The following is a 22503-nucleotide window of genomic DNA, read 5'->3' on the forward strand; positions in this document are numbered from 1 at the left end:
ATGCATCGACGGCAATTTCTGGGAACGGCGACGCTGGCTGGCTTTGCGGCGACTTTGCCGGCACCCGTGTTCGCCGCCGCCGATACCGCCGGTCTCCCCAACCTCGCCGCCAAGGCCGTCCCGATCGGCAAGGCCGAGCGTGTAGCGCGGATCGCCAAGGCGAAAGAGCTGATGCGCGCGAACGACATTGGCGCTTTGTTGATCGAGCCTGGATCGAGCCTCATCTATTTCACCGGCGTCGAATGGTGGCGCAGCGAGCGGCTGACCGCCGCGGTGCTGACGCGTGAGGGCGAGGTTGCGATCGTCACGCCATTTTTCGAGGAACCGTCGGTGCGCGAAAGCCTGGGCATCGACGCCGAGGTGCTGACATGGAATGAGGATGAGAATCCGCTTGCTGCAGTTGCCGCATGGCTCGGCAAGCGCGGCCTTGCCAAGGGCCGCATCGGTGTCGAGGAAACGGTCCGCTATTTTGCGGTCGATGGGCTGGAAAAGGCGATGCCCGGCGCGACGGTGGTCAATGGCGCGCCCGTCGTGCGCGGATGCCGGATGCACAAATCCCCCGCAGAAATCGCGCTGATGCAGATCGCCGCCGACATCACGGTCGCCGCCTATCGCCACACCGCGCCGCGGGTCCAGGTTGGAATGACTCCCGCCGACATCGGCGCGATCATGGCCGCCGCGACGAGGGCGCTCGGCGGCAAGAGCGAGTTCGAGTTGATCCTGCTCGGCGAGGCGAGCGCTTATCCGCACGGATCGGGCAAGCCGCAGGCGGTGAGGGATGGGGAGGTTGTGCTGATGGACTGCGGCGCGACTGTGCATGGATATCAGTCGGACATCTCGCGGACCTTCGTTCACGGCAAGGCGTCGGCGCGCCAGCGGCAGGTGTGGGATCAAATGCGCAAGGGGCAGGATGTCGCCTTTGCCGCCGCGAAGCTCGGCACGCCCGCGGGCAAGGTCGATGATGCAGTGCGCGCTTATTATGAAAGCCTCGGTTGGGGCCCGGGCTACAAGCTCCCCGGTACTTCGCACCGCACCGGCCACGGGATCGGCCTCGATGGACACGAGCCGGTCAATCTGGTGCGCGGCGAAACGACGAAGCTGGCACCCGGCATGTGTTTCTCGAACGAGCCGGGCATCTATATTCCGGGCGAGTTTGGCATCCGCCTCGAAGATTGTTTCTACATGACCGACACCGGCCCGAAATGGTTCAGTGAGCCGCCGCCGTCAATCGACCGGCCGTTCGGCTAAGGGCTCTTCTTGCTCCCAAACGATAAAATTAGCGTTGTCGGTAGACGCCACCGCTTCGATCATTTTCGCATGGTCGAAGCCACGTAGCTTAGTGATCCGATCGAGGACGAGGGCTTCGCCCCTTGCGCCTTGCGGGTACAATAATGTTGGCTGACCATCCGACCCGAAGAACAGCCACCAAACATCGGCCCCCCAAGGTCCGCTGTCGTTGGTTTCGATCGCGATCCCCGCGATGTCCGATAGCGCGCAGGTGCTTCTCCCGCCTGTGCCATCGATTACCGTCAACACATCATCGTCGATCGCCACAAGCCAGCGAGCTTCCGGATGAAGAGCGGGTGCGATCTCTGCACTGCTCGCGTCCGGCACCTTCGGCCGCTGAACCAGACTGACCAGCACGAACGAGATGATCATCAGCAGATACCAGCTGCCGAGCTTTTCCAGCCCGACCATGTGCCAGCCGTCGTCCTGGCTCGGATAGGTCCAGGCGCGCGCGAAGGTGCCGATATTTTCGGCGAACCAGATGAAGAGCGCGACGAGGCCCCAGCCGACGAGCAACGGCATGCGGCGATGGATGTGGAGCGGGCGGAACCACACCTGACAGCGCCAGAAGAGCAGCGCGGTTGCCATGAACAGCAGCCATCGGATGTCGTACAGCCAATGATGCGCGAAGAAATTGACATAGATCGCCGCCGCCAGCGCATAGCTTGTCCAGGCAGGCGGATAGCCGGAGTAGCGAAAGTCGAAGATGCGCCAGACGCGCGCGATATAGCTGCCGACCGCGGCGTACATGAAGCCGGAGAAGAGGGGGACGGCGCCAATGTGGAGCAAGCTTGCTTCGGGATATTGCCACGATCCTGCGGCGGTCTTGAACAGCTCCATCACCGTGCCGACGATGTGGAAGATGAGGATAACCACAGCTTCCCTAGGCGTCTCCAGCCGGAAGGCGAGCATGCCGAGCTGGATTAGCACCGCACCGATCGTGATCGCGTCATAGCGGTGGAGCGGCGCGCCATCGGGCCAGAAGAGATGCGTGCCGAGCAGCAGCGCGAGCATCAGCCCGCCGAACAGGCACGCCCAGCCCTGTTTGAAGCCGAAGACCAGAAATTCGAGAAACCAGCCCCGCGGTCCGGGCTCGATCGCCATCGCCTCCAACCGCGCCCGGACGGCATGAAAGCGGCTGTGGCTTCGTGGAGATTCAGGCACGAAGGGCAATCGGCATCGCGTCAGGCCGGTTCCGAGTGAAGAGCGATACGGTTTCCTTCGCTATCCTCGATTTCCGCGACGAACCCGGCCAATCCGATCGCCGTTTTGGGATACAACACCGACCCACCCTCAGCCTCGGCTCTTTTCAGCGCAACGTCGACATCGTCCACCGTGAAGTAGACGATGGCGCCCGTCTTTGACGGTATATAGACGTCGCCCCTGGCTAGAGCGCCGCTTGCCCCCGGGGCATCATCGCTCCGGGGGAACAGGGCCATGTCGTAACCGTCGATTGTCTGGCGTTCGAGCCGGAGCCCGAAAACAGCAGTGTAGAAGCCTATCGCCCTGTCCAGATCAACCACGGGGATTTCGAAATAGCCCACCGGGTTGCGGCGCCTTTCTCCTGCGGTCATGCGCCTCGGCCCTCAGACATAAACGGCGACGTAGGCGATCAATGCGGCAGCGGGCAAAAGGAGCGCTTGCGCGAGGACCGTGCCGGCGAGGCGGCTCAGCGAAATGAAGGTGATCGCGCGGCGGAAATCGGCCTCGTCGACTTTGCCCTCGACCGCATCGTCGGTCATCACCGACAATTGCGGGTCGATGAAGGCGAAGAGCAGGATGGTCGCAAAGCCGTTGATCAGCGCCGAGAGCTGCGATGCGGTGACGCGGAATTCGGGGGCGAGATACCCGGCGTAGAGCGAGGCGACGACGCCGACCGCCAGCAGCGACTGCGCAAGGCAGTTGGCGATCAGCACGCCCCAACCAATACCTTTCGGCATCTTCCAGCTTTTGAGGTGCGAAAGGCTGGGGATGGTCAGCGACCGGCCCAATGTGCGCAGACCGCTCGGGCTGGCAGCCTTCAGCGCCAGCTTCGTCGTCGAGCGATTGTTCTGATACCAGCCGATCGCGGTGGCGAACATGCGCTGCCCTGTCGGCACGAGCAGGATACCGATCAGCGTCGCGACGCTAGCCGCAGCAAGCACGAACTGCATGTCGATGAACAGCGAAGCGCCGCTGCCGTCGTGGATACGCGTCTCGATCCGCTTGGCGAGGAAGGGGCCGAGGAAACTGTTCGAGGTGCGCGAGAAGAGCACGAGAATGTTGAAGAGCGCGAACGACATTGCGATCCGCCGGGTGCGAACGCCCGCGATGCGCGCGGCATAGGCAAGCGCGCCGATGAGGTTGATGAAGGCTGTGAGGAGCAGGATGGTGACGAGGGGGAGGTCGATCATCGTCGGGGATTAGCCGCGTGGCGGCGCGATTTCGAGCGATTTCACTCGGAGCTTCGCATTTCCGTGGGGACGAATTTGCCTGTGCTCCAGTCGCGTAGAAAGGCGCTACCGACCGGTTCGTCGATCAGGTGAAGCCAACTATCATCCTTGTTCAACACCTTGCCGACGGCGATGTAGCTGAAACTCGGACTATTATATTCCTCGTCGGTCAGGTTGCGCGTGTCACATCGAAAACGCCAGCCGCTGTCCGGAAATTTGTCGCCGTCACGTGGTGGGTCAGGTTCTTCGCGATAGAGATACTCCACCTTGAGCCGGCCATCGAGAATTTGATCATCGACGAAGCAGCGTTCCCAATACCAGCGGCGTTCAGGCCCGGATGGTGGCGGGACAAGGCGATCCTTGGCCCAATCGATATCGATGATGTATCCGCGCCGGAATTGTACGATGTCGCCATATTCCAACTGGGGCATGTCGGCCGGGTTATTGTCGAGCGTACCAGTCAGCTCGTCGCCGTCGGCGGCGGTGACGATAACCCACATCCGCTCGGCACCCCACTCGTCGCTTGGCGGAATCGATTCGAAGATGATCTTGACGAGATCGCCCGGCGCGACAGCAAGCAGCTCGTTCTCCGACGGCAGATAATAGGTGTAGGGCGCGCCTGCAGCCGTGGGGCGAGGGTCGTCTATCCGGTATTTGCCGAACCAGCCGCGCAACCAGTCGCTGAATCCCGCCAACGTCGGCTCAATGCTTTCGCGTCAGCTCGCGCATGGCATCGTCGAGCCCGGCGAGGCTGAGCGGGTACATGCGGTCGTTCATCAGCTGTTTGATCAGCTTCACCGACTGGGTGTAGCCCCAATGCGCCTCGGGCACCGGGTTGAGCCAGACCGCGGCGGGGTAGACATGGGTGATCCGCCCGAGCCAGACGGCGCCGGACTCTTCGTTGAAATGTTCGACGCTGCCGCCCGGATGGGTGATTTCATACGCGCTCATCGACGCGTCGCCGACAAAGATCACTTTATAATCATGGCCATATTTGTGGAGGATGTCCCACATCTGGTGGCGTTCGGACCAGCGGCGCTTATTGTCTTTCCACACGCCTTCGTAGGGGCAGTTGTGGAAATAGAAGAATTCGAGATTCTTGAATTCGGTCGTCGCCGCGCTGAACAATTCTTCGCAGAGCTTGATGAACGGGTCCATCGATCCGCCGACGTCCAGGAACAGCAGCAGCTTGACGGCATTGCGCCGTTCGGGACGCATCTTGATGTCGAGCCAACCCTGCCGCGCGGTGCCGTCGATCGTGCCCGGAATGTCGAGCTCGTCCGCCGCCCCCTCGCGCGCAAATTTGCGGAGGCGGCGCAGCGCGATCTTGATGTTGCGGGTGCCGAGTTCCTTGGTGTTGTCGAGATTCTGGAACTCGCGCTTTTCCCAGACTTTCAGCGCGCGTTTATGCTTGCTCTCGCCGCCGATCCGTACGCCTTCGGGATTATAGCCCGAGTTGCCGAAGGGCGAGGTGCCGCCGGTCCCGATCCACTTGCTACCGCCTTCGTGGCGCTTCTGCTGTTCCTCGAGCCGCTCTTTCAGCGTCTCCATGATCTTGTCCCAGTCGCCGAGCGACTCGATCGCGGCCATTTCCTCGGGCGTCAGAAATTTCTCGGCGACGGCCTTCAGCCAGTCGGCGGGGACGTCGACGGGGTTCTGGCCGTAATCGGAGATGATGCCCTTGAAGACCTTGTTGAACACCTGGTCAAAGCGGTCGAGCAGACCTTCGTCCTTCACGTAAATCGCGCGGGACAGGTAATAGAATTGCTCGGGGCTACGGTCGATCACCTCGCGGTCGAGCGCCTCGAGCAACATGAGATGTTCTTTCAGGCTGGCGGGAATGCCCGCAGCGCGAAGCTCGTCGAGAAAGCCGAAAAACATGGGACATGACTATCCTGTCGGGCGCGCGGGCGCAATCACTTTACGTTTACGGAAAGTGACGGGCTGGGCGGTGAATAATTGCGCGACCTTACGCGCAAATCGCAATTCAGGACCGGGGTGTAGTCTGCTTAAAGCCACAAAAGCCTCGCATGCACGAACCAAAATCGAGTCCTTTGTGGCGTCAAGAACAAGGGATGCGCATGAGCTCAGCGCAAAAGTCTTCTTTGTCACATCAAGCGGCGGACGGCTTGCGGAGATCTGCGGGAGATAGGTGGAGGAAAGCGAGCGTCGCATCTGGCAGGATAGATCATCGCCCGGCCTTTTTTGGAAAGCGGTTTTTGCGTTGATGGAGGGGCGGCGAATTTCGACCGATTGCTGCCCTCCACATCGTCGTCACCCCGGGCTTGACCCGGGGTCCCGCTTGAGGTCGAAGCCAGTGAGTGCGTCAAAACGCAGGATCCCGGGTCCAGCCCGGGATGACGGAAGTGGGTGACTGAACCTCCGCCTACCACCCCAAAGCTGCGTCCATTCCTACCCATTGACCCGCCGTTAACCAATGTTGGGCATAGCTTCGCGATCATTCAGGGACGCGGGCAAGCCAATGAAATATGATCCGATCAATCCGTCGGCGCAAATCCTCGATCAGTCGGTTGCGAGCGATTGCGGCGAGCTGGCCGTTGGGTGCAGCGATGCCGCGGGGCGGATCAAGCTTGCGACCGACCAGATGGATCGTCAGATCGGCGAGCTTGGCCGGCTTGAGGAATATGTCGTCAGTCTTGAAGCGGACCAGCGTCAGATCGCCGATTCGACAGACGAGGCGAAGATATTGTCCGCGCGCGCATGCGAGCAGCTCGACGCCGGGGCCGAACGCGTCAACGCTGCGGTCACCGAATTCCGCTCAGTCATCGACCTAGTCGCGCGGCTTGGCACGCATGTCACGAATTTCGCCGCGGTGATGGAGCAGGTTCAGCAGGTCAGTCAGTCGATCGAGTCGATCGCCAAGACCACCAACATGCTCGCATTGAACGCAGCGATCGAAGCCGAGCGCGCCGGCGATGCCGGACGTACCTTTGCGGTGGTCGCCGCCGAGGTGAAGAAGCTGGCGCAGAATACGCGCGGTGCGACCGACGAGATTCGCCGTTCGATCGGCAGCCTCGCCGCCGAGGCGAGCGGGCTCGTCACCGAAATCCAGTCGGGGGTCGAACAGTCGAGCCGCGCCGAGGCGCAATTCGAGACGATCACCGATGCGCTGCACGACGCAACGCATCTTGTCGCCCTGCTAGACGATCAGAGCGATCGCATCGCGCAAAGCTCCGCGATGGTGCATGCGAATGGCGCGAAAGTGCGCGAGGCGCTCGACAGCGTCGTCACTTCGGTGCGCGACAATAGTTCAACGCTGGAAGGCACGCGCGATTCGATCCTGTCGATGGAGCATGTGTCGAAGCGCATGTTCAACGCCGTGATTTCGGCGGGGGTGTCTCCGCAGGATTCGGCGATCGTCGAATTGGCGGCAAAGGTACGCAATGAATTCGTCGGCCTTGCAGAAGCCGCGATCGCGCGCGGCGAACTGACGATGGAGCAATTGTTCGACGCCAATTATGTCCGCGTGCCGAACTCGAACCCCGAACGTTTTCGCACGACGCTGTGCGACTGGGCCGATGACAACTGGCGGCCGCTGTTCGATCGCATCGTCGCCAGCCATCCGGAGATCAAGATGTCATCGGCGGGCGACATGAACGGCTTCCTGCCGACGCATATCACCGACTGCTCGCGTGCGCCGACGGGCGACATCGAACATGACACCGCCCACTGCCGCAACGGCCGCATTCTCTATGACGAGACCGATGCAGCGGCGAAGCGCAGCACCGCGCCCTTTTTCATGACCGTCTATCGGCAGGAGGGCGATGGCATCAACTATCTGACCGTGCGCAACGTCTATATGCCCGCGGTGATAGGCGGCCGCCGCTGGGGCGACGTCGAGGTTGCCTATCAACTCTGAGGGCTGGGCGGTGCCGGCGGCTGCGCCGGGAAAGCTTCCATCGCGGGATCGATGATCGCCCATTCGGGCGCCTCGCTCGTCCAGATCGCCATCGTCGGCTTGAGGTCGTGCGGCTGGTCGAGCACGCCGAGGCGCACGACGCGCATCTGTGGCCGCGCCGAAGATCCACTAAACATCGGGGTGCCGCATGTGGGGCAGTGCGAGCGGGTCAGCGTGTTGCCGCTGTCGGCGACATAGCTGTCCGACGCCGTGACGCCCTCGACGACGATATCGTCGGTCCGGAAAATGGCGTTATGCGTAGGTCCGCCCGCCGCGATCTTCTGGCAGCGCCTGCACCAGCACTGGCGCACCGCGATCGGCTGGCCATCGATGCGCACTTCGACCGCGCCGCACGAGCAGCGTCCGGTATAGCCCATCAGCTTCCCTGACGGCGCGCCATGAAGGCCAGCTTTTCGAACAGCATCACATCCTGCTCATTCTTGAGCAATGCGCCGTGGAGCGGCGGGATCGCCTTGCCGACGTCGCGGTTCTGGAGCACCTCAAGCGGCATGTCCTCGTTGAGGAGCAGTTTCAGCCAATCGATCAATTCGCTCGTCGACGGCTTTTTCTTGAGGCCGGGAACTTCGCGGACCTCATAGAAGATGTCCATCGCGCGGCTGACCAGCGTTTTCTGGATGCCGGGGAAATGGACGTCGACGATCGACGCCATCGTGTCGCGGTCGGGGAATTTGATATAGTGAAAGAAACAGCGGCGCAGAAAAGCGTCGGGCAGTTCCTTTTCATTGTTCGAGGTGATGACGACGATCGGGCGTTCCTTTGCGGTCACCGTCTCGTCGGTCTCGTAGACATGGAAGGCCATGCGATCGAGTTCCTGAAGCAGGTCGTTCGGGAATTCGATGTCGGCCTTGTCGATCTCGTCGATCAGCAGCACGGGCAGCTTGGGCGAGGTGAAGGCTTCCCACAATTTGCCCTTGCGGATGTAATTGCGAATGTCGTGGACGCGCTCTTCGCCAAGCTGGCCGTCGCGCAGGCGCGCGACCGCGTCATATTCGTACAGGCCCTGCTGCGCCTTCGTCGTCGACTTGATGTTCCAGGTGATCAGCGGCGCATCGAACGCCTTGGCGATTTCCTCGGCCAGCACGGTCTTGCCGGTGCCGGGCTCGCCCTTCACGAGCAGCGGACGGCGGAGCAATGTCGCGGCATTGACCGCGACCTTCAGGTCGTCGGTCGCGATATAGGCGCTGGTACCTTCAAAACGCATGCGTCGCAGCCTTCCCTTAACGTGAACGTCAAGCCGGCATAGCGGGCGCGGGGGAGCGGTGCAAGCCGGAGGGAAAGACAGTGGCTATCGCTGACGGGGGCAGGGTCAGGGATGCGCGCGGCTGGCGGCGCGCGCTGCCATCAGATCCCAGAGGCCGCTGTGCTGGGTAACCAGCTGCTGCGCCCCGAAAACCATCGCGCGTTCGACCGCGGGCGTGCCTGCGACCGTCGCCGCGAGCCTGGCCGTGTCGCGCAGGTCGGGCAGGGTGCAAGTCGGCGGGGTCAGGTCGAGCCGCTGCGCACTGATGTCGAGCAATACCCGGATCGTGCGCCAGTCGAGGGTCAGCGCGATCGCGGCGCCGACAGCGCAGCCGTTGCGATCCGATTCGGCGAGCATGTCGATGGCCTTGCGCTGCGCGGCGACCGCGGCCTCGCATTGCGCCTGGCCCTGCGTACTCGGTACGGGGCCGACGGCAGACGCGATCTTGGTCAGGAAGGCTCGCTCTTGGACAAAGGCTTCGGCGGCCTGGTTCATCCACTGACGCGTAGTGGGGTCGACTGTCTTGCGCGCGACATTGTCGATCACGCCGGGATAGCGTCCGTGGAGCAGGCAGAGGAAATGGACGGCGTCGGCGAGGTTGCGCATCGCGTCCGGCCCGTTCGACAGCGCGCCAGAGCGGACGTGCGGATGCGCGCCGGTGCCGTCGCTGGCGACCAGCGAATCGAGCAGTTCGGCGACGCCGCGCGTCTGCGCTAGGGGCTGGGTCGACTGGCTCAACGCTTGATCCTCGCTGGGGCCGGGGCGCTGGGACCCAAGCCGATGGAATTACAGCGATCGGTTATAGAACGACGTCGTAAACGACGCGTTTATAGAGGGCGGTTTGATTTGCCGCGGGTCTGTTCCAGTCAGGGACAAGGAGCTCGAAAACGAAGAGACCGGCAAGCCCCGGGGGAAGCTTGCCGGTCCCGTCGATGCGGCGTCCTAGGACGCCGTTAAAGCGGAGGGCCAGACGGGGAGAGGGTGCCCGGCCGGTACCGCTCAAGCTGCGAGCGCGAGTTCCTCGGCCTTTTCGGCTTTGGGTGCATCGGCCTCGACCGCGCTCAGCGTCGGCTGGGCGGCGGCGGCCGTCTTCGCGGGGAAGATCAGGCGCGAGGCGAGGACGACAAGACCGAGGGCGAAATAGCCAACGAAGGTCTCTGCCGGAAAGAAGAAGAGCGGCGCGACGAAGGCGAGGCGCAGCCACAGGGGATTGAAGCCAAAATCCTGGCCAACGGCCTCGCAGATACCGAAGAAGGTGTCGCGGCGGCGGAAGAGGTTGGTGGTTTCGTTTTCCATCTTTTTTGTCTTTCCCTTTGGCTGCAGGCACTGCCCTGCGCCGATGCCCAATGCATCGCAAAGGCCGTGCCAATTTTCGCGAGACCCGGATTTCTGAGCTTTTTTGTGTCAGCCGCGAACGGCCGCTTGCTCTCTGTCCTGAATCAATTCCCACTCTGTGGGAACGATTGCCATTTGGTGGGTGGCTCCTGAACCTTTCATGAAGCCCCCGCATCCCGATGACGAGCGCTATCTGGGCGTCAAAGATGAAGATTTAAAGAGCGTCAGTGAAAAAAATTGTGCGCCGCAACATTGATGCAAGCATTTGTTTTCGCGGCAAACGGCCGATTGCTGACATAGTTTATCCTCGTCACCCGCGACTTGATCCGGGGTCCCGCTTGATATCGAAGTCAATGGGTGCGTTAAAAAAGCGGAATGCCGGATCAAGTCCGGGATGACGAATGGAGAAATCTGCCGGGAGCTGCCGCTTCTTCTCCCCTCCCTAAAAGGGAGGAGGGCGTCGGCTCAATACCCCGCAGACGACATTCCGCTTAATGTCTGTTACAGATATCGCGGGGCTGTCGGCGCCGGTCGCGCGAAAATCGTGAGGGAGCAGGGCGACATGACGGAGAGTTTCGGGGCACTGGTTGGCTGGACACACCATGATGCGGGCGACCGCATCATGCTACGGCTCGAAAGCGTACAATCCCCGGAAGCGGCCAAGAAGCACGATCCCGATTTGTTTCGGTGCCTCATGACCAAGCAGCAAGCCGCCATCCTGGGCAATTATCTGGTGCAGCTTTCCGGTCAGCCCCCGCTCGTGCCGAAAAAGCGGAGTTGGTTTCGTCGTCACTTCGGTTGACCGGATACGCTTTCAGCATCCAGCCACCTTGCAACGACGAATTCCCGATCAGCTATGCAGGAAATGCATCACGTCGCCATCGTGGACGACATAGGCCTTGCCTTCGGCGCGCAGCTTGCCCGCCTCGCGCGCCTTCGCTTCGCCGCCGAGCGTGACATAGTCGTCATAGGCGATCGTTTCGGCGCGGATGAAGCCCTTTTGGAAATCGCTGTGGATTTCGCCCGCGGCTTCGGGTGCGGTGGCTCCGGTGTGAACGGTCCATGCGCGCGCTTCCTGCGGTCCGACGGTGAAGAAGGTGATGAGGTGGAGCAACTCGTAACCGGCGCGGATGACACGCGCGAGGCCGGTTTCGTGCAAACCCATTTCTTCGAGGAACTCAAGCCGGTCGGCCATGTCCATGGTGACCAATTCGCTTTCGATCGCGGCTGACACGACGACGGCCTGTGCGCCCTCCGATGCAGCCTTGGCGAAGACCTTTTCGGAAAAGGCGTTGCCGTTCGCGGCGCTGCCCTCGTCCACATTGCAGACGTAGAGCACCGGCTTTGACGTCAGGAGCTGGGCGGTGCGCAGCACACGGGCTTCCTCGTCATCCTTCGGCTCAACGAGCCGTGCTGGTTTGCCTTCGCGCAGCAGGTCGAGGGCTTGCCCGAGCACCGAGGCGGCAATCTTCGCTTCCTTATCCCCCTGCGCGGCCTTCTTGGCGAAGGCGGGAACGCGCTTTTCGAGGCTTTCGAGGTCGGCGAGCAGCAGCTCGGTTTCAACGGTTTCGGCGTCGGCGACGGGATCGACCTTGTTTTCGACGTGCTGGATGTCGTCATCTTCGAAACAGCGCAGCACATGGACGATCGCGTCGACTTCACGGATATTGCCGAGGAACTGGTTGCCCAGGCCTTCACCCTTCGACGCGCCGCGAACCAGGCCCGCAATGTCGACGAAGGCGAGCTGGGTCGCGATGATCTTCTTGCTGCTCGCGATCGCGGCGAGCTTTTCAAGCCGCGCGTCGGGCACCGCGACGTTGCCGATGTTCGGCTCGATCGTGCAGAAAGGATAGTTCGCCGCCTGCGCTGCTGCCGTTTCGGTCAGCGCGTTGAACAGGGTGGACTTGCCGACGTTGGGCAGGCCGACGATCCCGCATTTGAAACCCATAAAAACTCCGTGAGGTTCGGCGCATTGTTGAGTGGGCGCCGGTGTTGCAGCGCCCCTAGCGCCAGATTGCTCTGTGCGCCAGTCTTTGCGGGCGGTTTCGCCGTTGCGCGCCGTTCAGATTTGCGGCTCTATCGCTGCGGCCATGACGAAACCCAGCTTCCTTGTTGCCGCCGGCGTTCTTGTGTTTTTCGGCGTATCCGCCGCGGCCACCGCACAGAGCCGTTTCGAAGAGGGCGTCTTCACCGAACTCAACCGCTTTCGGAGCGACCCGGCTGCCTATACCGACTATCTGCGCGACTATCGTCCGCGCTTCGAGGGCAAGCTGCTGGTCGCTGAAGACGATAGCGAGATCGACATCATGACGCGCGAAGGTGTTGTCGCAGTCGATGAGGCGATCAGCGACCTCGGCCGCGAAAAGCCGCTGCCGACGCTGGAATGGAGCGACGCGTTGTCGCGCGCCGCGGCCGATCATGTCGCGATCCAGTCACGGTCGGGGGAGGTAGGCCACTATACGAAGGGGCGCGGCCCCGGCGAGCGCATGAAGGCGCGCGGCGGCGGGCCTTATGTGAACGAAGTCATCACCTACGGCCATCACACACCCGAAGGCGTGGTCGACCAGTTGCTGATCGACGACGGGGTTCCCGATCGCGGGCACCGCCACAGCCTGCTGCGTTCGACACACCGCTATGCCGGCGTTGCATGCGGCTCGCATCCCGTGCACCGGACGATGTGCGTCATCTTGATGTCGCAGACGCGCGACGGATCGCCGCCGCCGCCTCCACAAAGAAAATCGCCCTGACGGCAGCATCTTGCATGGTGTATTGCTATAATATAGCAGTCTCTGTGTCTTGATATCGGGAGGTCGCGATGCGCGTTGCGAAACTTGGCTGGTTGCTGCCGTTACTGATGCCGACACCCGCAGCGGCCAAATCTATCCCCGACCGAGAGGCTATTGCCAGGACTGCGCAAAAGGCGATGAGCGCGACCGGCGCACGCGGCCTCGCGATCGCGACGATCGACAGGGGCAAGGTCGTCTCGGTGCAGGCGTTCGGCGAGCGCAACGCCAAAGGTGACCCGCTCACACCTCATACGATCATGTATGGCGCGTCCCTGACCAAGGCGGTCTTTGCCTATAGCGTGCTGCGGCTGGTCGACGAGGGCAAGGTCGATCTCGACAAGCCGATTGCAGGCATGTTGACGAAACCGCTTCCCGACTATGGCAATCTCGACGCCTATGGCAATTGGGGCGACCTTGCGGGCGACGATCGGTGGCGGACGATCACGCCGCGCATCGTGTTGAACCACAGCACCGGTTTTGCGAATTTCCATTTCCTCGAACCCGATGAAAAGCTGCGCATCCATTTCGACCCCGGCAGCCGCTATGGCTATTCGGGTGAAGGTATCATGCTGCTTCAGTTCGGCATCGAGAAGGGGCTCGGCCTCGACGCGGGCAAGGAAATCCAGCGGCTTGTATTCGATCCGCTGAAAATGCCGAACAGCAGCCTCGTCTGGCGCCCCGATTTCGCGGCCAATCTGGCCGATGGCTGGGAGATCGACGGCAAAGCGGTGCCGCATGACGAGCGCGGCCGCGTTCGGGCGGCCGGGTCGATGGATACGACGATTTCCGATCTGGCCAATTTCGCGGCGGCACTGGTGTCGGGGCAGGGGCTGTCGAAGGCGTCGCGCAATGAACTTTTGCGGCCGGGCCTTGCCATCCGCTCGCGATCCCAATTCCCGACGCTGGACGGGGACGCCCCGGCGGGAGAGCAGCCGACGGGCGTCGCATCGAGCGTCGGCTTGATCACTTTTACCGGACCGCAGGGTGCCGCCTTCTTCCGCGGCGGGCACAATGATTCGACGGGCAACACCCTCGTCTGCCTTGAAAAGGGTCAGCGCTGCGTGCTGATCATGTCGAACGACGTTCGCGCCGAGGCGGCGTTTCCGATGATCGTGCGCGATATATTGGGTGAAACCGGTGCGCCGTGGCGCTGGATCTTCGGCGATATGAAATTCGTATGAGGCGGCCGCCCGCTTCCATGGCGGAAGCGGGCGGCGCGCGATATCAATTCCCGACAGGCTGATTGTCGGTCCGCCGCACGACGATCGTCGACGAGCGCGGTTGCTGTCCGGCAACCGGCCAGTTTCCGGTCGGGTGCTGGATGTTGACGAAGAAGGTGCGCAGGTCGGGCGTATAAGCAAGGCCCGTGATCTCGCAGCCGAGCGGTCCGACGAGGAAGCGCTTCGACTGCTTGCTCACCTGATCGACATAGAACATCGCATTGTGGCCAAAGGCCTGATCGATCGTTCTGCCAGCCACGCCCGAATTGCCCGGGACGCTGTGGTCGGTCTGCACCCACATACGGCCCTGCGGGTCTATGCGGAGACCGTCGGGGCTGGAAAAGGTGTCGCCGACGATGTTGCCGACCAGATTGCTGCCGCCAGCCGAAAGCGACGGGTCGCCAGCGGTCAGGAAGATTTCCCATGTAAATTTGGTGGCCAGCGGCGAATCGCCTTCTTCACGGAACTTGATGATGTGCCCGTGCAGGTTGGTGACACGCGGGTTGGCGGGGTCGACGACGCGGCGGCCGCTATTGTTGGTCAGCGTGCAATAGACCGCCTTGTTGTCGGGAGCGACGGTCAGCCATTCGGGGCGATCCATCACGGTGCCGCCTGCGACGCGCGCTGCCGACTGGCAGTTGAGCAGCACATCGGCCTGGTTGTTGAAATTGACGATCGTCGGGGTGGGCGGCGTCGTGCTCTGGCTGACGTTGCCCGGATCCGACGCGGCTGCGGTCAGGCCGTTCTGCCCGGCGATCAGCGCGCGCCATTCGCCCGTGCCGTCGGCATTGAACCGCGCGACATAGAGCGTGCCATTGTCGAGCAGGTCGGTATTCGCTGCGCGGTTCGTCGTGCTGTACGCCTGGGCAGGGATGAACTTATAGATGCAGCCCGGCGTGGTGTCGTCGCCCATGTAGAATGCGACGCGATTGGCGCTGTTCGTCATATAGGCCACATTTTCGTGGTTGAAGCGGCCCATCGCGGTACGCTTCGTCGGCTGCGCCAGTTCGCGCCGCGGGTCGATCTCGACAACCCAGCCATAGTCCGTGGTCGGCTGCGTCGGGTCGAAATAATTGTCCATCGTCTCTTCACAGGTGAGATAGGTGTCCCACGGCGTGCGGCCGCTCGAACAATTGTTGAGCATTCCCTTGATCGAGGACGACAGCCGGCTGGCGGCCGGGCCGCTCGGGCGATAGCTGCTGTTGCCCGTATAGCGGCGGTTATAGGTCGATCCGGCCTGGACCGCCCATTTTCCGTCGCTGCCCTTGGCGATTTCGACGACGCCGATGCCGACGGCCGAGAGTGCGATCGCCTTCTGGTCGGCGGTCGCGGTTGCCGCGTTGTACGTGCCTGCCATCAGGATGTTGAAGTCGGGATATTCATAGTTCATCGCCAAGAGGCCGCGGTTGTTCGCGTCGACGCCCGGAAAAGCGAAATATTCCATGCCGTCGTGATTGCCGCCGGCCCATTTCTCGGCAATCGCGGGGGTCGGGAAGCTGCCGGTATAGGGCGCACCCGCCTCGACCGAATCGCCCGCTTTCAGCAGCACGTCGACAGTGTAGCCCGCAGGCACGGTCACGGCGTCGTTCTGGTTCGCAGCGACCGCGGCGAAGCTGGCTGCAAAGCTCGGCGGCGGGGTCGGCGTGGGGGTCGGCGTCGGGGTCGGGTTGGGCGGAAGGGTGACGGTCGGATCGCCGCTGGTGTCATCGCAAGCGGCGAGGGCCATGACGGGGAGGATCGACAAGCCGAACAGGCCGTTTCTCAGCAGCGTACGGCGCGTCGGATTTTGGGCAACGATGGCCTCGAGACTGTCCGGCCCCGGCAGGCCGTCAGTTTCGCCGCGAAAAGGCGCGCGGGCTTCGTCGGTAAGATGTGACAATGCAGTTCCCCTGTTTTCGGTTGAGCTCCGGACTCGTTGTCCGGATGAGGTGGCGCACCGATTGCAGAGGGAGGTGTCAGCTAGATGGCTTCACCAAGTCGGGAGAGTATGATTCATATGACGCTTCAGTGACATGGTGAGCGGTCAGTTACGCCCATCTTCACCAGCGAGCCATCGGGCGAAGACGCGGACGTCCTGCGGTTCCCAGCCAAGATGCTCGTAAAGGCCCGCTGCGGGGTTGCCGTCGCGCAGCATCAGTTCGACCTTTGGGCAGCCACGCAGCCGCAGCCATTCGCATGAAGCGTCGAGCAACTGGCGCGCGATACCCTGACCCTGTTGGTCCGGGGCGACGCCCAGATAATAGATCCATCCCCGGTGCCCGTCGAAACCCGTCATGGCGGTGCCAATAATGCGCGTATCGCGCTCGGCGAGGATGACGGTCGACGCATTATGACCCAGCGCGCGAAGGAAGTCCGCTCCGGGGTCGTTCCAGGGCCGCGTCAGGCCGCATGCTTCCCAGATTGCGACGACCGCATCGCGGTCGGCGACGGTCGCAGTGCGCGTCGCGATCACGCCTGCAGGCGCAGCGCGAGGTCGCTCTGGAAGCGAACATCGTCGCCGTCGGCGAGCCACTTCGCTTCGGCAGCGATCGCACCCAAAAGGTCGATCAGCGGTTCCATTTCGCTTTTGTGATAATTGCCGAGCACATGACCGGTGACGCGGTCCTTGTGGCCCGGATGACCGATACCGATGCGCACGCGGCGGAAATCCTCGCCGATATGCTGGATCATACTGCGAATGCCATTGTGGCCGGCGGCCCCACCGCCTTGCTTCACCTTGACCTTCATCGGCGCGAGGTCGAGCTCGTCGTAAAAGGCGGTGACGTCCTGCGCGGTCAATTTATAGAAATCGAGCGCGGCGCGCACGCTACGACCGCTTTCGTTCATGAAGGTGCCGGGTTTCAGCAGCAGGATGCGCTGCGATCCGATACGGCCTTCCTGGACCCAGCCCTGAAACTTCTTGGCTGGCGCGGGAAAGTCATAAAGGTCGGCGATGACGTCCGCGGCCATGAAGCCGACATTGTGACGGTGCATCGCATATTGGGGCCCGGGATTTCCGAGGCCGACCCAGAGCTGCATGAGACTGCCTTTCTCAGGGTCTGTCGTTGGCGGCCCCCTCCGATCGAGGAAGGGGCCGGCCGAACGGGATTAGGCTTCGTCGCCGCCTTCGGCAGCTTCGCCTTCGTCCTTCGTCGTGTCGCCGTCGCTCGACTTGAGCGCCGACGGGGCGACGATGGTGGCGATGGTGAAGTCGCGATCGGTGATCGCGCTTTCGCTGCCCTTGGGAAGGGTGACGTTGCTGATGTGGATCGAATCGCCGACGTCGAAACCGGTGACGTCGATCGTGATCTCGTCAGGAATCTTGTCCGCGTCACAGGCGATTTCCAGCTCGTGACGGACGATGTTCAGCACACCGCCGCGCTTCAGGCCCGGCGAGGCTTCTTCGTTCGCGAACACGACGGGAACCGCCACGGTGACCTTGGCGTCCTTCGAGATGCGGAGGAAATCGGCGTGGATCGGACGATCCTTGACCGGGTGGAAAGCGACGTCCTTGGGCAGGGTGCGGATGGTCTTGCCACCCACGTCGATCATCACGACCGAGTTCATGAAATGACCCGTCATGAGCTGCTTCATCAGCAGCTTTTCTTCGACGTGGATCATCAGGGGTTCTTCTTTGCCGCCATAGACAACGGCGGGGACGCGGCCATTACGACGCAGGTCACGCGAGGCTCCCTTGCCTCCGCGTTCGCGCGTCTCGGCCGTCAGCGTCAGCTGATCGCTCATGATATTTCTCCGAGAAACAGTTACACAGTTCCGCCACGCCTCCAGGGATGACCATGACGGAAGCCGGGGCGCTTAGCGGGGAAGCGGCGGAAATGCAAGCGTGAGTGATTTCTGGCTACGCTTCTCTTGCTTCGTCATGGCTGGTAAACCCGCTTATTGTACGCGCGTGACCTTCAGCCCTTCGGCCTCAAGCATCGCGGGCACGCCGTCGGACCCAACCAGATGCCCCGCGCCGACTGCCATCAGTACCGTGCCGGGCTGCTCCAGCCGCTTTTGCACCCATAGGCTCCAGCGCCGGTTGCGGTCGGTGAGGATCGCCTTGCGCGCTGCGGGGACGGCATCGACATCTTCGTTGATGACCCGTTCCAGCGCCGCGACATCGCCGCGGCCCCACGCAGTAGTGAGGGCGCCGACGTCTTTCACGGCATTGCCCGCCTTCTCGGCCGCGCGGGTCAGGAGCGTGCGCTGCGTCGCCGGGTCGAGCGTTTCGAAGAACATGATCTGTTCCTGCGCCGTCTCTAGGCCGCCAATTCGCTTTCGCGCGTCCTTGAATCGCGCGGTCAGGCGCGTTTCGACGCCGTTCGACGAATCAAGCTCGGCCTTTTGCGCCACCCGCTGGCCCATCATCACCATCACCGCCCAGTCGTCGAGTGCGTCGCCGCCGAAATCGCCCCCGGCGGCCTCCAGCGCGCGGTAACCGGCGAGCGCTTCCGGCGGGAGCCGTTTCGCCATCGCGAGCGGCTCAGTTCGCGGGGCGAGCGTCTGAAAGACGGCGCCCGCATTCGCGAGTTCGGCGGGCGACAATTCCATCACCAACTCGTCGGCCGCGGCGATGGCGTCGGCGACCTTGCCGCCATCCCAGTCAGTGCCGCGCGGCAGCGCGTGCATCGCGCCGAGCATATAGATTTGCGTGTCCTCGTCGGCGACCAGCCACATTGCGGGACGCGCCTGTTGTGCCGGGTCTGCGGTACCGCATGCGGCGAGCAGGCACGGCAAAAGGGCCACCGCAAAGCGGCGACCCCAATGATGCGAAGGGCGCGATGCTCCCTTCAATATTTGACCCGCTTGGCGATGAGCCCATTTGCCTTGAGGTAATCCTGGACGCTCTTCTCGCCCGCGAGATGGCCTGCTCCAACGGCGACGAACACCGTGCCGGGCTGATCCATCCGCGCCTTCAACTGATCGGCCCACCGCGCATTGCGATCCCAAAGCAGCACCTTGGCGAGTTCAGGCGTCTTGGCCAGGCTTTCGTTCATCGTCACCGCGAGCCCCTCGGGATCGCCCTTCGCCCATTGCACGACCATCTTGTCGAGCTGCGGCCCCAGCTTGTCGAGATCACTGACAACCGAATTCAGAAAGCTGATCTGCTGGCTTTCGGGAAGTGTATCGAAATAGCCGAGTTGCTGGTTCAGCGTTTCGAAGCCCGCAATCGGCTTGCCGGCCTTCTTGGCGGAGCTCGTCAGAAGTTTTTCGACGCCCTGTTCGGGGTCGTAACCGAGTTTGGTGACGGGCAGCACCGACAGGGTCATTGCGGCAAACCAAGGCTCGAACAAATCGAACTGCGCCGGCGCTATCCCAAGGCTCGCGAGCGCGGCCTGATAAGCCTTGAGCTGTTCGGCATCGAGGCGGGAGGAGAGTGTCTTGCCGCTCTGGTCCATCGCCAGCGGCATCATTTCCTTTGCCATCGCCGCCTGATCCTCGGGCATCACCATTTCGAGCATCAGTTCATCGGACTTGTCGAAGGCTGCCTTCACCGCTTCGTCGAACCAGCCGAGGCCGGGTTTCAGAACGTGGACCGTTCCGAAGAGATAGATCGTCGTGTCATCGTCCTTGACGACCCACAGCGCGGGGTCGGCGTCGGTCGTCGGCGTAGCCGCTGCCGTCGCGGGTTCGGCGGCGTGGACGGAAAAAACCGCAACCGGGGTCAGCGCGGCGATCGCGCATCCTGCGGTAAGCGTCTTGAACCAGGTCTTCATCGGAGAATTGCCTTTCTTGAGCGGCTTAAACATTTGCGCGGAAAGCGGAAAGGGGTCAGCGAAACTTCAGCCATAGATATACGATGCAGTTCGCCACCAGTGAGAAGACGAACAAAATCATCGCATCGACGGGCGGTGCCATGCCGGCGCGGTGGAGGACCCACCAGACGGGAGCCGGAAAGATAAAGGCGTACCATCCGGCCATGCTGGCCCAGAGCCAGGCGCGTTCCTCATGATCGTCGATCGCGCGGTGATAAATGATCATGCAGATCGCGAGGCCGATTGCCCATGCCAGCGAGGCGCCGATGGCGAAGCCCGGCGTCAGCGCGCCGCTGAACAGCGTCGCGGCGGAATGCGGTGCATCGGCCTGATCGGCGACCATCCAGCCGCCGACGATCCCGCCGATCACCGCGGCGAGTCCGAGCGAGGTCCAGTAGCGCTTTTGCCGGGGAGACATACGGCGACGGGGCTTCGAAACATCGGCATCAGTCATTGTCATTTCCTTCGTGGCCGTCGTCGAAGATTTCCTCGATCGGCATGTCGAACAGGCGCGCGAGCTTGAAGGCGAGCGGCAGCGACGGGTCATATTTCCCCGTTTCGATCGCATTCACCGCCTGCCGCGAGACATCGAGCCGGTCGGCAAGCTCCGCCTGGCTCCAGTTCCGCATCGCGCGCAGCACTTTCAACTTGTTGTTCATCGGCGCCTCGCCAGTTTTTCCGCCCGAAGGATCATCGACATCCCATAGCCATCAAATTGGCGGCGAAGGGGAATATTTTGTCGAGCCTCTTCGGGCGGTCGGGGTTGGAGCGACAGGGGCGGATAGGCTTCGCCAGACAGGAAATTGAGGAACAAGGGACTGGAGCGCCGCCACCGGGGGGAAGGGCGCTCCAGCCCAAGTCGCCTGCCGCCACCGGATCGGAGCGGCGCGAACGAAGCCGTTGCTTCCGCACTTATCGAGCGGCGCTGACCATCAGCAGCGCAAGCTGCGTGCCGCCTTGCGCCCGAGCGATCGCGCGCTGGGCGTGGCTTTCGGCCTGTGCCAACGCTGCGGACACACATACCGCGCGGCGGCCGTTTTCTGCGGCGCCGCGAGTCCGGTTGTCGCAGACGCTGCGCGCGGCGCTTTTCAGGCGGGTGTTCAACTGGTCGCGATCCGCGGCGCGAGCCAGATTAAGGTCGTCGATACGAACGACGGCCGTCTCGTCTTTGGCCTGCGCTGTGGCGGGCATTGCGACCGCGGTGAGCGAGAGGGCGAGGATCAGCGTGCGGGTCATCATGTCTTGTCTCCTTGGATCGATGGGTCTTGGTCAACTGAACCTGTCTTCATGTCAGGTATGCATGACTATATGTCGCGATTTGCTGACTGTGTCAATGACACCTTACAAAAAGTTCTGAAGACCTGACTAAAGCGAGCATTTTCGCGCCGTGGCGAAGGGATGGGAGCCTTGACCATGCGCCGCCGCTGGGCCAATGCGGCGGCGATTTTTGCACCTGCGAAGGAATTGCGGCCGTGGCCGACGGGGCGGACAAGACACCACTCAGCTTTCAGGACATGATCCTGACGCTGCACGCCTATTGGGCGGCGCGCGGTTGCGCGATTCTACAACCTTATGACATGCGCGTGGGGGCGGGGACTTTTCACCCGTCGACAACGCTGCGCAGCCTCGGCCCCGAGCCGTGGAACGTCGCCTATGTCCAGCCGAGCCGCCGTCCGACCGATGGCCGCTATGGCGAGAACCCGAACCGGCTCCAGCATTATTACCAATATCAGGTGATTTTGAAGCCGTCGCCCGCCGACCTGCAGGAACAATATCTGGGCAGCCTTGCCGCGATCGGCATCGATCCGCTTCTCCACGATATCCGCTTCGTCGAGGACGATTGGGAATCGCCGACGCTTGGCGCATGGGGTTTGGGCTGGGAAGTCTGGTGCGACGGGATGGAAGTCACCCAGTTTACCTATTTTCAGCAGATGGGCGGCTTCGACTGCAAGCCCGTCGCGGGCGAGCTCACTTACGGGCTCGAACGGCTGGCCATGTATATTCAGAATGTCGATAATGTGTACGACCTGCGCTTTTCCGACGCGGTCGGCGATGTCGCGGCGGTCAGCTATGGCGATGTGTTCCTGGAGAATGAAAAGCAGTTCTCGAAATGGAATTTCGAGGTCGCCGACACCGATACCTTGTTCGCGGGCTTCAAGGCGGCCGAAGCCGAATGTCAGCGCGCGATTGCGGCGAATGTCCCGCTCGCCGCTTATGATCAGGCGATCGAGGCGAGCCACCTCTTCAACCTGCTCCAGGCGCGCGGCGTGATCAGCGTGCAGGAACGCGCCAATTATATGGCGCGCGTCCGCGACCTCGCGAAGGGTAGCTGCAAGGCGTGGATCGACAGCCAGTCCGAACGCTGGACCGCCAAATATCCGGGGTGGACGCTGTGATGGATATTGTCGCCACCTCGCTTTCCGTTCGTGTCGAGCGTAGTCGAGACACCCTTCGGAATGGCGCCGTCCTTCGGGGCATCTCGACTTCGCTCGATGCGAACGGAGTTTGGGGTTCGGAGGATTTGC

The 22503-nt window shown here is 62.4% G+C and carries 24 protein-coding genes and 1 pseudogene; 6 read left to right on the forward strand and 19 right to left on the reverse strand.

The features are described from left to right. Nucleotides 1-1248, forward strand: a complete 1248-nt coding sequence (locus KEC45_RS06620) for a Xaa-Pro peptidase family protein (protein WP_252171689.1) — start codon at nt 1-3, stop codon at nt 1246-1248. 378 nt (nt 1249-1626) lie between these two features. Here KEC45_RS06620 and KEC45_RS06625 read toward each other — a convergent pair. The 5 genes and pseudogenes from KEC45_RS06625 to KEC45_RS06645 all read right to left on the reverse strand — a co-directional run. Then, nucleotides 1627-2391: pseudogene (locus KEC45_RS06625) on the reverse strand (DUF817 domain-containing protein); the annotation flags it as partial. A gap of 80 nt (nt 2392-2471) precedes the next feature. Continuing rightward, the gene (locus KEC45_RS06630) at nt 2472-2861 is read right to left on the reverse strand and encodes a VOC family protein (RefSeq protein ID WP_252171690.1); all 390 of its coding nucleotides are present in this window, start codon (nt 2859-2861) and stop codon (nt 2472-2474) included. A gap of 12 nt (nt 2862-2873) precedes the next feature. Next, nucleotides 2874-3680, reverse strand: a complete 807-nt coding sequence (locus tag KEC45_RS06635) for a lipid II flippase Amj family protein (RefSeq protein WP_252171691.1) — start codon at nt 3678-3680, stop codon at nt 2874-2876. A gap of 41 nt (nt 3681-3721) precedes the next feature. Next, nucleotides 3722-4414, reverse strand: coding sequence for a DUF2185 domain-containing protein (locus tag KEC45_RS06640; protein ID WP_252171692.1), 693 nt, complete (start codon nt 4412-4414; stop codon nt 3722-3724). Between the two features lie 7 nt (nt 4415-4421). Beyond that, nucleotides 4422-5600, reverse strand: a complete 1179-nt coding sequence (locus tag KEC45_RS06645; RefSeq protein WP_056369108.1) for a VWA domain-containing protein — start codon at nt 5598-5600, stop codon at nt 4422-4424. A 601-nt stretch (nt 5601-6201) separates the two neighbouring features. On the opposite strand from KEC45_RS06645, the gene KEC45_RS06650 reads away from it, so the two are divergent. Next, nucleotides 6202-7599 (forward strand): methyl-accepting chemotaxis protein, encoded by a 1398-nt coding sequence (locus tag KEC45_RS06650; protein ID WP_252171693.1) that lies wholly within the window; start codon nt 6202-6204, stop codon nt 7597-7599. On the opposite strand, the gene KEC45_RS06655 is transcribed toward KEC45_RS06650, so the two are convergent. From KEC45_RS06655 to KEC45_RS06670, 4 genes are all read right to left on the reverse strand, one after another. Further along, a complete protein-coding gene (locus KEC45_RS06655) occupies nt 7590-8015 on the reverse strand; it encodes a GFA family protein (protein ID WP_252171694.1) in 426 nt (141 codons plus the stop codon). The genes KEC45_RS06650 and KEC45_RS06655 overlap by 10 nt on opposite strands. Continuing rightward, nucleotides 8015-8860, reverse strand: coding sequence for a MoxR family ATPase (locus KEC45_RS06660; protein ID WP_062181524.1), 846 nt, complete (start codon nt 8858-8860; stop codon nt 8015-8017). Before KEC45_RS06660 ends, KEC45_RS06655 begins: the two co-directional genes overlap by 1 nt. A gap of 105 nt (nt 8861-8965) precedes the next feature. Continuing rightward, nucleotides 8966-9637: a hypothetical protein gene (locus KEC45_RS06665; protein ID WP_252171695.1), complete on the reverse strand. Its 672-nt coding sequence runs from the start codon at nt 9635-9637 to the stop codon at nt 8966-8968. A gap of 261 nt (nt 9638-9898) precedes the next feature. Beyond that, nucleotides 9899-10195 (reverse strand): PspC domain-containing protein, encoded by a 297-nt coding sequence (locus tag KEC45_RS06670; RefSeq protein ID WP_252171696.1) that lies wholly within the window; start codon nt 10193-10195, stop codon nt 9899-9901. 601 nt (nt 10196-10796) lie between these two features. Between KEC45_RS06670 and KEC45_RS06675 the strand changes: the two genes are divergently transcribed. Then, nucleotides 10797-11036, forward strand: coding sequence for a hypothetical protein (locus KEC45_RS06675; RefSeq protein WP_152682373.1), 240 nt, complete (start codon nt 10797-10799; stop codon nt 11034-11036). Between the two features lie 48 nt (nt 11037-11084). On the opposite strand, the gene ychF is transcribed toward KEC45_RS06675, so the two are convergent. Beyond that, nucleotides 11085-12182, reverse strand: coding sequence for a redox-regulated ATPase YchF (gene ychF, locus KEC45_RS06680; protein WP_062181516.1), 1098 nt, complete (start codon nt 12180-12182; stop codon nt 11085-11087). Between the two features lie 142 nt (nt 12183-12324). On the opposite strand from ychF, the gene KEC45_RS06685 reads away from it, so the two are divergent. Continuing rightward, nucleotides 12325-12981 carry a CAP domain-containing protein gene (locus KEC45_RS06685; protein WP_252171697.1) on the forward strand — a complete coding sequence of 219 codons (657 nt, stop codon included), beginning with the start codon at nt 12325-12327 and terminating at the stop codon, nt 12979-12981. A gap of 68 nt (nt 12982-13049) precedes the next feature. After that, complete coding sequence (locus KEC45_RS06690; protein ID WP_252171698.1) at nt 13050-14201, forward strand: serine hydrolase; 1152 nt, start codon at nt 13050-13052, stop codon at nt 14199-14201. Nucleotides 14202-14244: 43 nt separating this feature from the next. Here KEC45_RS06690 and KEC45_RS06695 read toward each other — a convergent pair whose 3' ends face one another. The 9 genes from KEC45_RS06695 to KEC45_RS06735 all read right to left on the reverse strand — a co-directional run bounded on the left by KEC45_RS06695 (nt 14245) and on the right by KEC45_RS06735 (nt 21217). Next, nucleotides 14245-16119, reverse strand: a complete 1875-nt coding sequence (locus KEC45_RS06695) for a PhoX family phosphatase (RefSeq protein ID WP_062181507.1) — start codon at nt 16117-16119, stop codon at nt 14245-14247. Nucleotides 16120-16263: 144 nt separating this feature from the next. Continuing rightward, on the reverse strand, nt 16264-16692 hold the full coding sequence (locus KEC45_RS06700; RefSeq protein WP_252171699.1) for a GNAT family acetyltransferase: 429 nt from the start codon (nt 16690-16692) through the stop codon (nt 16264-16266). Further along, nucleotides 16689-17258, reverse strand: a complete 570-nt coding sequence (pth, locus tag KEC45_RS06705; protein ID WP_062181502.1) for an aminoacyl-tRNA hydrolase — start codon at nt 17256-17258, stop codon at nt 16689-16691. Before pth ends, KEC45_RS06700 begins: the two co-directional genes overlap by 4 nt. Before the next feature lie 69 nt (nt 17259-17327). Continuing rightward, on the reverse strand, nt 17328-17963 hold the full coding sequence (locus tag KEC45_RS06710; RefSeq protein ID WP_062181500.1) for a 50S ribosomal protein L25/general stress protein Ctc: 636 nt from the start codon (nt 17961-17963) through the stop codon (nt 17328-17330). A 153-nt stretch (nt 17964-18116) separates the two neighbouring features. Continuing rightward, the gene (locus tag KEC45_RS06715; protein WP_252171700.1) at nt 18117-18968 is read right to left on the reverse strand and encodes a TraB/GumN family protein; all 852 of its coding nucleotides are present in this window, start codon (nt 18966-18968) and stop codon (nt 18117-18119) included. 44 nt (nt 18969-19012) lie between these two features. Next, nucleotides 19013-19939, reverse strand: coding sequence for a TraB/GumN family protein (locus tag KEC45_RS06720; RefSeq protein ID WP_252171701.1), 927 nt, complete (start codon nt 19937-19939; stop codon nt 19013-19015). A gap of 55 nt (nt 19940-19994) precedes the next feature. Continuing rightward, nucleotides 19995-20432: a hypothetical protein gene (locus KEC45_RS06725; RefSeq protein WP_062181491.1), complete on the reverse strand. Its 438-nt coding sequence runs from the start codon at nt 20430-20432 to the stop codon at nt 19995-19997. After that, nucleotides 20425-20637, reverse strand: a complete 213-nt coding sequence (locus tag KEC45_RS06730) for a helix-turn-helix transcriptional regulator (RefSeq protein ID WP_062181488.1) — start codon at nt 20635-20637, stop codon at nt 20425-20427. Before KEC45_RS06730 ends, KEC45_RS06725 begins: the two co-directional genes overlap by 8 nt. A 253-nt stretch (nt 20638-20890) precedes the next feature. Continuing rightward, nucleotides 20891-21217, reverse strand: a complete 327-nt coding sequence (locus tag KEC45_RS06735) for a UrcA family protein (protein WP_252171702.1) — start codon at nt 21215-21217, stop codon at nt 20891-20893. A 275-nt stretch (nt 21218-21492) separates the two neighbouring features. On the opposite strand from KEC45_RS06735, the gene KEC45_RS06740 reads away from it, so the two are divergent. Beyond that, a complete protein-coding gene (locus KEC45_RS06740) occupies nt 21493-22374 on the forward strand; it encodes a glycine--tRNA ligase subunit alpha (RefSeq protein ID WP_062184001.1) in 882 nt (293 codons plus the stop codon). The last annotated feature ends 129 nt before the right edge of the window (nt 22375-22503 follow it).

This window comes from Sphingopyxis sp. USTB-05 (assembly GCF_023822045.1).
Classification (GTDB): Bacteria; Pseudomonadota; Alphaproteobacteria; order Sphingomonadales; family Sphingomonadaceae; genus Sphingopyxis.